Here is a 12325-nt window from a genome sequence, read left to right as displayed (position 1 = left end):
GGTATACGAAAGGCGACAGGCCCGATTGCGTTGTGTGGCCGAAGCGGACAGTATGCCGGCAACGAAAAGAATCCATTGTGGGGAAGCGAATGGCATCGGTGACGTTCCGGGACGTGCGCAAGGCGTTCGGTCCGGTGGAAGTGCTGCATGGCGTCTCGATCGATATCGAGGAGGGGCAGTTCGTCGTGCTGGTGGGCCCGTCGGGCTGCGGCAAGTCGACACTGCTGCGCATGCTCGCGGGGCTGGAGCACATCTCTTCCGGTGAGATCCTGATCGGCGACCGGGTGGTCAATGCCTTGCCGCCGAAGGACCGCGATATCGCCATGGTCTTCCAGAACTATGCGCTCTACCCGCACATCTCCGTGGCGGAGAACATGGCGTTTTCGTTGATGCTGAAGGGTGCCTCGAAGAACGAGATCGAAGCCCGGGTCAAGCCCGCCGCCGAAATCCTCGGCCTGACCCATCTGCTCGACCGTTATCCGCGCCAGCTTTCCGGCGGCCAACGCCAGCGCGTCGCCATGGGGCGGGCGATCGTGCGCGAGCCGCAGGTGTTCCTGTTCGACGAGCCGCTGTCGAATCTCGACGCCAAGCTGCGCGTCTCGATGCGCTCCGAGATGAAGAATCTCCACCAGCGCCTGAAGACCACCACCGTCTACGTCACCCACGACCAGATCGAGGCGATGACCATGGCCGACAAGATCGTCGTCATGCACGACGGGATCGTCGAGCAGGTCGGCACGCCGCTGGAGCTCTACGACCGTCCCGACAATCTTTTCGTCGCTGGTTTCATCGGCTCGCCGGCGATGAACATGGTGACCGGCGCGGCCGATCCGGACGACCGAACATATTTCGTCACGGGCGATGGACATCGACTGCCGATCGCGCGGCCGGGCAAGGTCGAGCCTGGACGCGAGACGATCTACGGCGTGCGACCGGAGGGGATGAGCCTCGGCGGTGACGTGCCGCTCAAGGTCGAGGTGGTTGAGCCGACAGGCTCCGAGACCCACGTCATCGCCAAGCTTGGCCAGACCGAGATAATCTGCGTCTTCCGTGAGCGCATTTCCGAAGGGCCGGGAGACGAGCTGCGGGTGTCGATCGACCCGAACGCGGTGCATCTGTTCGACGCCAAGTCCGGGGCGCGCGTCTCGGAGTGATCTCAGTCGGCACGCGTCTGGCCTAAGCGGCCTGTCGATGCCAACAATGAGAGACTAAGCCAGACAGACCGTCGCGGCAGCGGGAGGCCGCCGACGGAGAGTGCAGGGAGCGCTTCCGCTCAAGAGGAGGAGATAGCAATGACGATCAATCGCAGAACACTTCTACAGGGTACGGCGGGCCTCGCGGCGAGCGCGGCATTCGGCGGAATGCTCGGAAATGGCCGCGCCTTCGCGCAAGGGGCCATGCCGGAATTCAAGCCGGAAGAGGGCGCAAGTCTCAGGCTGCTTCGCTGGGTGCCGTTCGTGTCCGGTGAGGAAGAAGCCTGGAACGCCAACACCAAGGCGTTTACCGAGGCGATCGGCGTCGAGGTCCAGATCGACCAGGAAAGCTGGGAGGACGTGCGTCCCAAGGCGGCCGTCGCGGCCAATGTCGGCTCCGGCCCCGATATGGTGATGAGCTGGTTCGACGATCCGTTCCAGTATCCCGACAAGCTCGTCGACGTCACCGACGTCGCCACCGCGCTCGGCGAGCAGAGCGGCGGCTGGTACGAGGGCCTGGAAGGCTACGCCAAGCAGGGCGACAAGTTCATCGCCGTCCCGCTGACCGCGATCGGCAACGCCATCTGCTATCGCGACAGCCATATGAAGGCGGCCGGGTTCGACGAGTTCCCGCAAGATACCGACGGCTTCCTCGAGCTTTGCAAAGCGATGCAGGCCAAGGGCACGCCCGCCGGATTCCCGCACGGCAAGGCCGTCGGCGACGGCAACAACTACGCGCACTGGCTGTTGTGGAGCCATGGCGGCATGACCGTCGACGAGAGTGGTAAGCCGGCGATCGACAGCCCCGAGACCAAAGCCGCGATCGAATACGCCAAGGCGCTCTACGCGACCTTCATCCCGGGCACCGAGAGCTGGCTCGACATCAACAACAACCGCGCCTTTCTGGCCGGACAGATCTCGCTGACGGCAAACGGAGTCTCACTCTACTACGCCGCCAAGAAAGACCCCGCGATGGCGGAGATCGCCGAGGACATGCGCACGACCAACCTGCCGATCGGTCCGGTCGGCAAGTCGGTGGAACTGCACCAGACCTCGACGATCAACGTCTTCAAGCACACCAAATACCCGGAGGCGGCCAAGGCCTACATCGCCTTCATGTACCAGCCCGATCAGATGAACGCCTGGATTCAGGGTGCCAGCGCCTATTGCTGCCAGCCGTTGAAGGCGTTCGCCGACAATCCGATCTGGACCTCGGACCCGATCCACGAGCCCTATTCCAAGGCGTCGGCGAGCTTGCGCCCGAACGGCTTTGCCGGGCCGCTCGGACCCTCGTCGGCCGGCGTGATGGCCGACTATGTGGTCGTCGACATGTTTGCGGAGGCGGTCACCGGTCAACGGACGGCCGAAGAGGCGATCGCCAACGCCGAGCGGCGTATCGCCCGCTACTACCGCTAACCAAACGAGGGGCGCCGGCGATCGCTGGCGCCCCTTGGCGTTTTCGACCATCAAGACCGCAGCGATGTGGCGTGATTTACCCGATCCCGTGGGCCGGGCAGCAAAAGAGGAACGAGCAAGCGATGTCGAGCGTCCAGGCGGTACCGCGGCCATCCATCCTGCGCCGGTTCGTGCAAAGCCGGAACGGCCTCGGGCTGCTGTTCATGCTGCCGGCGGCGATCTTCTTGCTGTTCTTCCTCACCTATCCGCTCGGGCTCGGCGTCTGGCTGGGCTTTACCGATACGACCATCGGTCGCACCGGCGTCTTCGTCGGTCTGGAAAACTACGCCTGGCTGTTCGACGATCCGGTGTTCTGGCTGTCGGTCTACAACACCGTCCTCTACACCTTCGTCGCCTCGGTGCTGAAGTTCGTGCTCGGCCTTTGGCTGGCCCTGATCCTCAACGAGCGCCTGCCGTTCAAGAACTTCTTCCGAGCGATCATCCTGCTGCCCTGGGTGGTGCCGACAGTCCTGTCGGCGCTAGCCTTCTGGTGGATCTACGATTCACAGTTCTCGATCATTTCCTGGGTGCTCATGCAGTGGGGCTGGATCGACACGCCGATCAACTTCCTCGGCGATCCGAACAAGGCCCGCGCCTCGGTCATCGCGGCCAATGTCTGGCGCGGCATTCCGTTCGTGGCGATCTCGCTGCTCGCGGGGCTGCAGACGATCCCGCAATCGCTGAACGAGGCCGCGGCGCTCGACGGCGCGACGCCGTGGCAGCGTTTCACCAAGATCACCCTGCCGCTGCTGACGCCGATCATCGCCGTGGTGATGACCTTCTCGGTGCTGTTCACCTTCACCGATTTCCAGCTGATCTACGTCTTGACGCGCGGCGGCCCGGTCAACGCGACGCATCTGATGGCGACGCTCTCGTTCCAGCGCGCCATTCCCGGCGGCCAGCTCGGTGAGGGCGCGGCGATCGCCGTCGCCATGATTCCTTTCCTGCTCGCCGCGATCCTGTTCTCGTTCTTCGGGCTACAGCGACGCAAATGGCAGCAGGGCGCGGCCGACTGAGGAGATGACCCCCGTGAGCCAAAAAACGCTTCCCGGCCGCACCGTCGCCGTGCATGACGACACCGAAGGCATGCAGCAGTTCAACTCGCTGCCGCGCCGCATCCTCGTGGTCTATCTGCCCTTGGCGGTGTTCGTGTTCGTGCTGCTGTTCCCATTCTACTGGATGGCGATCACGGCGGTAAAACCGAACCACCAGCTGACCAACTATACCGACTATAGCCCGTTCTGGGTGGTCAAGCCGACGCTCGAGCATATCCGCTTCCTGCTCTTCGAGACCTCCTATCCGGGCTGGCTGTGGAACACCATGCTGGTCTCCGTTGCCTCGACGGCGATTGCGCTGGCCGCCTCGGTCTTCGCCGCCTACGCGATCGAACGGGTGCGCTTCACCGGCGCGCGGGTCACCGGTCTGTTGATCTTTCTCGCTTATCTCGTGCCGCCGTCGATCCTGTTCATTCCGCTCGCCTTCATCGTTTTCAATGTCGGCATCTTCGATTCCCGGCTGGCGCTGATCCTGACCTATCCGACCTTCCTCATCCCGTTCTGCACCTGGCTGCTGATGGGCTATTTCCGCACCATCCCCTTCGAGCTGGAAGAGAGCGCGCTGGTGGACGGGGCGACGCGCTGGCAGATCCTGACCAAGGTGGTGCTGCCTTTGGCCGTGCCCGGCCTGATCTCCGCCGGCATCTTCGCCTTCACGCTGTCCTGGAACGAGTTCATCTACGCGCTGACCTTCATCTCCTCGTCGGAGAACAAGACAATCCCGGTCGGCGTGCTGACCGAGCTTGTGCGCGGCGACATCTACGAATGGGGGGCGCTGATGGCCGGGGCTCTGCTCGGCTCGCTCCCCGTCGTCATCCTCTACTCCTTCTTCGTCGACTATTACGTCTCGTCGATGACCGGCGCGGTGAAGGAATAGGCGCTTCGGCGGTGCTTTCACGACATTTGGCGGTCCGGTCTCCGGGTCGGCGCAGATCGCCGTTGACTTTGGCCGCTGAATTGATAGCGTTCGCTCGTCCAAGGGGAGTTCCGGCAAGGAACTGAGAGGCCGACGGCTCAAGAAGCGCGCGGCGACCCTACGAACCTGATCCAGTTGACACTGGCGTAGGGATGGAGTGAGCCGCTTCCCGATCCGTTCTCCCCTTTGACGACCCGCCGCCTACGCGGCGCGTTCTCTGGCGACGACAATCGGGAAGAGGCATCGGGAAACCCCCGGTGTGAAACGGCCCAATCTTACCCAAACCGCGGAACTGGATCTCCTCGTCGAACAGGAGAGCCTATGAACGCCCTGACACCCACCGTAACCAGCGGCCCGCTGCCTGCATCCCGCAAGATCTGGCGCGCCGGGACACTCCACCCCGAAGTACGCGTCCCGATGCGCGAAATTTCGGTGCATCCGACCGCCGGCGAGCCGCCGGTCACCGTCTATGATTCCTCCGGCCCCTATACGGACGACACGGCAACGACGGATATTGCCGCCGGCCTTCCCCGCAAGCGGCGGGACTGGACGCTCGCCGCGGGAGACGTCGAGGACTATGCCGGCAGGGTGGTCCGGCCGGAAGACAACGGCGTCACCTCCGACGCCAAGCGCGTTCCCACCTTTCCCGTCTCCCATGCGCCGCTGCGGGCGAAGGGCGGCAAGGCCGTCACCCAGATCGCCTATGCCCGCGCCGGCATCGTCACCCCGGAAATGGAGTTCGTCGCGATCCGCGAGAATCTCGGGCGCGAGCAGGCCAAGGCCGAGCTGGAGCGGGACGGCCATCCGTTCTCCGCGACGATCCCCGATTTCATCACCCCCGAATGGGTGCGCGACGAGGTCGCCTCGGGGCGGGCGATCATTCCCGCCAATATCAACCATCCCGAACTCGAGCCGATGGCGATCGGGCGCAATTTCCTGGTCAAGATCAACGCAAATATCGGCAATTCGGCCGTGACCTCGTCGATGGCCGAAGAGGTCGAGAAGATGGTCTGGTCGATCCGCTGGGGCGCCGATACGGTCATGGATTTGTCGACCGGTCGCAACATCCACGACATTCGCGAGTGGATCATCCGCAACGCGCCGGTGCCGATCGGCACCGTGCCGCTCTACCAGGCGCTGGAGAAGGTCGACGGCATCGCCGAGAATCTGACCTGGGAGGTCTATCGCGACACGCTGATCGAGCAGGCCGAGCAGGGTGTCGACTATTTCACCATCCATGCCGGCGTGCGGCTGCGTCACATCCCGCTCACCGTCGAGCGGGTCACCGGCATCGTCTCTCGCGGCGGCTCGATCATGGCCAAATGGTGCCTGCACCACCACAAGGAGAGCTTCCTCTACGAGCATTTCGAGGAAATCTGCGACATCTGCCGGATGTACGACGTGTCTTTCTCGCTCGGTGACGGCCTGCGTCCCGGCTCGATCGCCGACGCCAACGACAAGGCACAGTTCGCCGAACTGGAAACGCTCGGCGAACTGACGCAGATCGCCTGGGCCAAGGACTGCCAGGTGATGATCGAGGGGCCCGGTCATGTGCCGATGCACAAGATCAAGGAAAATGTCGATCTGCAGATGAAGGTCTGCGGCGAGGCCCCGTTCTATACGCTCGGGCCCTTGGTCACCGACATCGCGCCGGGCTACGACCATATCACCAGCGGCATCGGCGCGGCGATGATCGGCTGGTTCGGCACGGCCATGCTCTGCTACGTAACGCCCAAGGAGCATCTGGGCCTGCCCGACCGCGACGACGTCAAGGTCGGGGTGATCACCTACAAGATCGCCGCCCACGCCGCCGATCTCGCCAAGGGCCACCCGGCCTCGCAGCTGCGCGACGACGCGCTGTCGCGGGCCCGATTCGAGTTTCGCTGGGAGGACCAGTTCAACCTCTCGCTGGATCCGGAAACGGCGCGCTCGCTGCACGACGAGACGCTGCCCAAGGAGGCGCACAAGACGGCGCATTTCTGCTCCATGTGCGGCCCGAAATTCTGCTCCATGAAGATCTCCCACGATATCCGCGCCGAGGCGCAGAAAGAGGGGATGGAGGAGATGGCCCGCAAATACCGTGAGGGCGGCGACCTTTATATGCCGGCGAACGCGGCCGGCGAGGCGGCGGAGTAGGCCGATGCCGATCGCGGTTCTCGGCGCCGGCGTCGCGGGGCTGGCCTCGGCCACCGTGCTCGCCGAGCGGGGCGCTTCGGTGACGGTGTTCGAGCGTGGCGCCGCCATCGGCGAGGGTGCGGCGTCGCGTCTCGCCGGCGCCATGCTGGCGCCGTGGTGCGAGCGCGAAAGCGCCGAGGCCGAGGTGGTCCGGCTCGGCGCCGGCGCCGCCGACTGGTGGGCGGCCCGCGTTCCCAGTGTGGCGCGGCAGGGCAGCCTGGTCCTCGCGCCGCCGCGCGACCGGGCGGAGCTCGACCGTTTCGCCCGGCGCACCGACCATTTCGAACGTATCGGCGCCGAGGAAATCGCCGAGCTGGAACCCAGCCTCGCCGGGCGGTTCCAGGCAGGGCTGCTGTTTGCGGAAGAGGCGCATCTGTGCCCGCGCTGCGCCTTGAAGGCGCTGGCCCGGCGGCTGGAGGGGATGGGGGTCGCATTCCATTTCGGTGAGGACGGGCGCGCTGCGTCCGCGGGCTTCGAAACGGTCATCGATTGCCGTGGTTTTGCCGCCCGCGAGACCTTGCCGGAGCTGCGCGGCGTGCGCGGTGAAATGGTGCTGCTGCGGACGGGCGAGGTGTCGCTGTCGCGGCCAATCCGTCTCCTGCATCCGCGTCAGCCGATCTACGTCGTGCCGCGTGTGGACGGCATCTTCATGGTCGGCGCGACGATGATCGAGAGCGAAAACCGGGGCGCGATCACGCTGCGCTCGGCGGTCGAGCTTTTGTCGGCCGCCTACGCGCTGCACCCGGCTTTCGCCGAGGCGGAGATCCTCGAGACCGGCGTCGGGATTCGGCCGGCCTTTCCCGACAACCTGCCACGGGTGACGCGGCAGGGACGGGTGATCTCGGTCAACGGTCTTTACCGCCACGGATTTCTGCTGGCGCCGGATGTCGCGGGGCGGGCGGCCGATCTCGCCCTCGGCAAGAGCGGGAGGGTTGCGGCGTGACGATCAAGCTGAACGGCGAGGCGCGCGAGGTCGCGGCGACGACACTCGATGCTCTTCTGGTCGAACTCGGGCTGGCGGACGCGGTCGTCGCCACCGCGCGCAATTGTGATTTCGTGGCGAAAGAGGACCGACCGGCGACACCGGTCGTCGACGGCGATGCGATCGAAATCGTCGCGCCCATGCAGGGAGGCTAGGAGATTGTCGATGGACATTTACGGACGCCACCACGCCTCGCGGCTGATGCTCGGCACCGCGCTCTATCCGTCGCCGGCGATCATGGCCGACGCCGTGCGCGCTTCCGGGGCGGAACTCGTCACCGTCTCGCTCCGCCGCGAGAGTGCCGGAGCGAAGGCCGGGCAGGGCTTCTGGGACCTGATCCGCGATCTCGGCGTGCAGGTGCTGCCCAATACGGCTGGCTGCCATACGGTGAAGGACGCGGTGACGACCGCGCAGATGGGCCGCGAGATCTTCGACACCACGCTGGTCAAGCTGGAGGTGATCGGCGAGGCCGACACGCTGCAGCCCGATCTCTTCGGCTTGGTCGACGCGGCGCGAATCCTCGTCGCCGAGGGGTTCGAGGTCTTGCCTTATACGACCGAGGACCTCGTCGCCGCCGAACGCTTGATCGAAGCCGGATGCCGCGTCCTCATGCCCTGGGGCGCACCGATCGGCTCGGCCAGGGGCCTCAACAACCGCTATGGGCTGCGCAGCCTCAGGGCGCATTTTCCGGAGGTGACGCTGATCGTCGACGCCGGTCTCGGCGTGCCCTCGCATGCGGCCGAGGCGATGGAACTCGGCTTCGACGGCGTCCTCCTCAACACCGCAATCGCCAAGGCCGGCGATCCGGTCGCGATGGCGCGGGCCTTCGCGCTGGCGGTCGAGGCCGGGCGACTCGGCTACGAGGCGGGCGCGCTGGAGCCGCGCGACATGGCCGCGCCGTCGACGCCGGTGCTGGGCAGGGCGCTGCTGGCATGAGCGCGACAATGGATGGGGGCACGCGGATCGGGCTCGATCCGTTTTACCTGATCGTCGACGACGCCGACTGGGTCGAGCGGCTGGTGCCGCTTGGCGTCAGACTGGTGCAATTGCGAGCCAAGGCGATGGACGCGCGGCGGCTGCGCGCCGAAATTCGCCGCGCAAGGGACGTGTGCGAGGCCAATGCCTGCCAGCTCGTGGTCAACGACCACTGGCGTCTGGCGATCGAGGAGGGCTGCGATGTCGTCCATCTCGGCCAGGAGGATCTGGCCGGCGCCGATCGTGCCGCCATCCGCCGGGCCGGGCTGAAGCTCGGCCTGTCGACCCATGACCAAGCCGAGCTTCAAACCGCGCTGGCCGCCGAACCCGACTATGTCGCGCTCGGGCCGATCTGGCCGACCTTTCTGAAGGCGATGAATTGGGCGCCGCAGACCCCGGCAAAGCTCGCCGCCTGGCGGGCGGTGATCGGCGACATACCACTGGTGGCGATCGGCGGGCTCACCGTCGCGCGGCTCGGTGAGGTGTTCGCGAACGGTGCCGACAGCGCCGCCGTCGTTACCGACATCACCCGAAACGCCGACCCGGAGGCGCGGACCCGCGAATGGATCGCGGCAACGAGGCGCTGGCGCACGGGCGGCGAGGCGGAAGCGGCAGGGACGGACAGCGCTTGAGCGCCTCGCCGGTGGTGCTGGCGATCGCCGGCTCGGATTCCTCGGGCGGGGCCGGGATCGCCGCGGACATTCGCGCCGCGCACCATCTCGGCGCCACGCTGCGGTTTGCACTCACCGCGGTGACGGCGCAATCCGACCGTCAGGTGACTGTCATCCATCCGGTTCCGCCGGACATTCTGCGCGAGCAGATCCGGCTGGCGCTGGAGGATGGGACAGTCGGCGCCATCAAGATCGGCATGCTCGGCTCGGTTGCCGCGGTTGAAACGGTCGCCGACCTGTTGAACGCATATCGCGGCCTCCCGGTTGTGGTCGATCCCATCGTGGCGTCGAGTTCCGGCCATCGGCTTCTCGACGATGCGGCGATGGCGGTCTTTCTCGAGCGGATACTCCCGCTGACAACCCTGCTGACGCCGAATCTGCCCGAGCTTCAAATTCTGGCGGCGGCGATCTTGGACGCCGAGCCTCCGGCCACAATCGCGGAGCAGGCGGGCGTCCTCCTTGGGGCCGGCACAAAGGCTGTGCTCGTCAAGGGCGGCCATGACCAAGGCGACGCCGCGGTGGATCTGCTGTTTCAGTCCGGCGGCGACACGCCGGATCGCTTCGCCTCGCCGCGTCGCCCGGTCGCGATTCGCGGCACCGGCTGCATGCTGTCGACGCGGATTGCTATCGCTCTGGCGAGTGGCGAAACCCTCGCGACATCTTGCCGCAGTGGGAAGATCCAGATGGACGAATGGTTTGAACGTGCGGTCGTCAAAGAGAACGCGCATATCGGATGACCGTCTTTGCTTCGGCGGCCGATCTTTCTCCTCCCGATTGGCAGGGTTGCGGAACGACATTCTCCGGATTCGTCGTAAAGTTGGCCTGGATACCATTTCTCCCTCCGATGAAGGCGGGTCGTGTTTCGGCGCAATCTCCGGACGAGGCAAATACCTGCCGAATAAGGGCTGGAAATGTTTCCCTAAGTCTTCCGAAAAATCTTCATTTCTTATCATAATACTATCGGATTCGATCTTTCCGGAAGGACGCCACAGGGGCATCCGAGCAGGCTCCCAAGAACGAATTCGTAATCAATTTCGACGATGTTGCCCCTGTCTCAGAAAGGATCCCCCTCAAGGCTGAAGTTTTGGCGAGCGGCAAGACACACCTGCCGGCGGAACACGTTCCGCTCGGTGAGCGCCGATCTGGTTAAGTGGTTGTTAACCAATCCAAAGCGATAGGCTGACCGACAGTACTACTCGCGTTATCGCGGGAAGAGAGAGAAAAATGACGTTGAACAACATTCGCATCTCGCGGAAACTTTTGATCGCGTTCGCCGCGATTATCGTGACCACGGTGGTCGCGAACTATCTGGTCTACAGGGATTTGGAATCCGTTCAGGCGAGCGTTGCCGCGAACGAGCGGAGCTTCAGCCTCAACGTCAAGGCGGAGGTCATCCTCGAAACGATGGTGGAGCAGCAGAACGCCGTGCGGGGCTTCGTTTTGACGGGCGAAGACAAATTCACCAAGGCCTATGAGAAGGCGAAAGCCGATTTTCTGGAAAGTGCCGCCTTCTTCCGTGGCAACACCGTATCGTCGGAGCAACTGGCGCGTCTGGATCGGTTGGAGGCATTCGTCACGAACTGGCAGGCGCAATCGGCCGAGCGGCAGATCGCCCTTGCCGGAAACCCGATGACGCGACAGCAAGCGATCGATCTGACCACAACCTCGACCTTGGCCGAGGCGCGAGGCATCGTGGCGGAGATCAAGGAAGCGCAGGAACAGATCGTCACTACGCGGATGGAAGAAAAGCATGCCGCGACGTTGGCTGCCGAAATGACGCTCTTCCTTGGTGCGACGGTCGCCCTGCTAATCGCGGCAATAATGGGCTATGTTCTGTCCCGTTCAATAGCGTCTCCGATCAACGCCATGATCGAAGTGATGCGGCGGCTAGCGGACGGAGACAAGACCGTTGTGATAGCGGGAACAGATCGCAAGGACGAGGTCGGGGCAATGGCTGCGGCCGTCGAGATCTTCAAGCAGGCGGCGATCGAGCAGGAGCGTCTGGAGAGCGAGGCCGAGGCGTCGCGGATCGACCAGGAACAGGCGAAGAACCGCCAGGCGGCGTTGGACAATTCCAAGGCCGAGGATCTGCGGACCTTCGTCGGCATGGTCGAAGTCGGCTTCGAGCGGCTGTCGGACGGTGATCTGACGGTGCGCATGGCCGAACCGGTGGCGGCGGAGTTCGAGCCGATCCGGGCGAAGTTCAACGACAGCGTGGCCAGCCTTGAAGAGGCAATCGGCGGTGTCGTCACCTCGATCGGCTCGATCCGCACGGGTCTCGCCGAGATCAACACGGCCTCGAACGACCTGTCGCAGCGCACCGAGCAGCAGGCGGCCAGCCTGGAAGAGACGGTTGCGGCGCTGGGCCAGGTGACGACGGCGGTGAACCAGACCGCCGAGGGCGCCGGCAAGGCGCAGACGGCGGCGAGTTCCGCCCGCGGCAAGGCCGAAAAGGGCGGCGAGATCGTCGGCCAGGCGGTGGCGGCGATGAGCCAGATCGAGAAATCCTCCGAGCAGATCAACCAGATCATCTCGGTGATCGACGAAATCGCCTTCCAGACCAACCTCCTCGCCTTGAATGCGGGCGTCGAGGCGGCGCGGGCGGGTGAAGCCGGCAAGGGCTTTGCGGTGGTCGCCCAGGAAGTGCGCGGGCTGGCCCAGCGCTCTGCCGAGGCGGCCAAGGAGATCAAGACGCTGATCGCGACCTCGCGCAGCCAGGTGGAGAGCGGCGTCGAGCTGGTGACGGCCTCGGGCAAGTCGCTGGACGAGATCGTCGCCGAGGTGAGTTCAATGGCCGAGCTGATCGCGACGATCGCGGTGAGCGCCAAGGAGCAGGCGACCAGCCTCAGGGAAGTCTCCGGCGCGGCCGATCAGATGGACAAGGTGACGCAGCAGAACGCGGC

General features: G+C 64.9%; 11 protein-coding genes and 1 riboswitch. All 11 genes read left to right on the top strand.

Going from position 1 to position 12325, the window contains the following annotated elements; translation table 11 throughout:
- The first annotated feature begins 89 nt into the window (after positions 1-89).
- The gene (locus VQ045_RS16695; protein WP_327625248.1) at positions 90-1154 is read left to right on the top strand and encodes an ABC transporter ATP-binding protein; all 1065 of its coding nucleotides are present in this window, start codon (positions 90-92) and stop codon (positions 1152-1154) included.
- 138 nt (positions 1155-1292) lie between these two features.
- Positions 1293-2609, top strand: a complete 1317-nt coding sequence (locus VQ045_RS16690) for an ABC transporter substrate-binding protein (protein ID WP_331830905.1) — start codon at positions 1293-1295, stop codon at positions 2607-2609.
- A gap of 122 nt (positions 2610-2731) precedes the next feature.
- Complete coding sequence (locus VQ045_RS16685; RefSeq protein WP_327625250.1) at positions 2732-3664, top strand: carbohydrate ABC transporter permease; 933 nt, start codon at positions 2732-2734, stop codon at positions 3662-3664.
- Between the two features lie 4 nt (positions 3665-3668).
- Positions 3669-4580, top strand: coding sequence for a carbohydrate ABC transporter permease (locus tag VQ045_RS16680; RefSeq protein WP_442879889.1), 912 nt, complete (start codon positions 3669-3671; stop codon positions 4578-4580).
- Between the two features lie 91 nt (positions 4581-4671).
- Positions 4672-4789, top strand: a riboswitch (TPP riboswitch).
- A gap of 151 nt (positions 4790-4940) precedes the next feature.
- Positions 4941-6755 (top strand): phosphomethylpyrimidine synthase ThiC, encoded by a 1815-nt coding sequence (gene thiC, locus VQ045_RS16675; protein ID WP_331830904.1) that lies wholly within the window; start codon positions 4941-4943, stop codon positions 6753-6755.
- 4 nt (positions 6756-6759) lie between these two features.
- The gene (gene thiO / locus VQ045_RS16670) at positions 6760-7737 is read left to right on the top strand and encodes a glycine oxidase ThiO (protein ID WP_331830903.1); all 978 of its coding nucleotides are present in this window, start codon (positions 6760-6762) and stop codon (positions 7735-7737) included.
- Positions 7734-7931: a sulfur carrier protein ThiS gene (gene thiS, locus VQ045_RS16665; RefSeq protein ID WP_327646068.1), complete on the top strand. Its 198-nt coding sequence runs from the start codon at positions 7734-7736 to the stop codon at positions 7929-7931. Before thiO ends, thiS begins: the two co-directional genes overlap by 4 nt.
- Before the next feature lie 10 nt (positions 7932-7941).
- Positions 7942-8712, top strand: a complete 771-nt coding sequence (locus VQ045_RS16660) for a thiazole synthase (protein ID WP_327646070.1) — start codon at positions 7942-7944, stop codon at positions 8710-8712.
- A 26-nt stretch (positions 8713-8738) separates the two neighbouring features.
- Positions 8739-9383, top strand: coding sequence for a thiamine phosphate synthase (locus tag VQ045_RS16655; protein ID WP_331830918.1), 645 nt, complete (start codon positions 8739-8741; stop codon positions 9381-9383).
- Positions 9380-10159: a bifunctional hydroxymethylpyrimidine kinase/phosphomethylpyrimidine kinase gene (gene thiD, locus VQ045_RS16650; RefSeq protein WP_331830902.1), complete on the top strand. Its 780-nt coding sequence runs from the start codon at positions 9380-9382 to the stop codon at positions 10157-10159. The genes VQ045_RS16655 and thiD overlap by 4 nt, the downstream gene beginning before the upstream one ends.
- 487 nt (positions 10160-10646) lie before the next feature.
- Positions 10647-12325: methyl-accepting chemotaxis protein (locus VQ045_RS16645; protein WP_331830901.1), on the top strand; the 1679-nt coding region annotated here is incomplete at its 3' end.

It is taken from the genome of Aurantimonas sp. E1-2-R+4 (genome assembly GCF_036549515.1).
Taxonomy (GTDB): domain Bacteria; phylum Pseudomonadota; class Alphaproteobacteria; order Rhizobiales; family Rhizobiaceae; genus Aurantimonas; species Aurantimonas coralicida_A.
The sequence above is the reverse complement of the archived record's forward strand: the minus strand, read 5'-3'. Positions and strand labels throughout refer to the sequence as shown.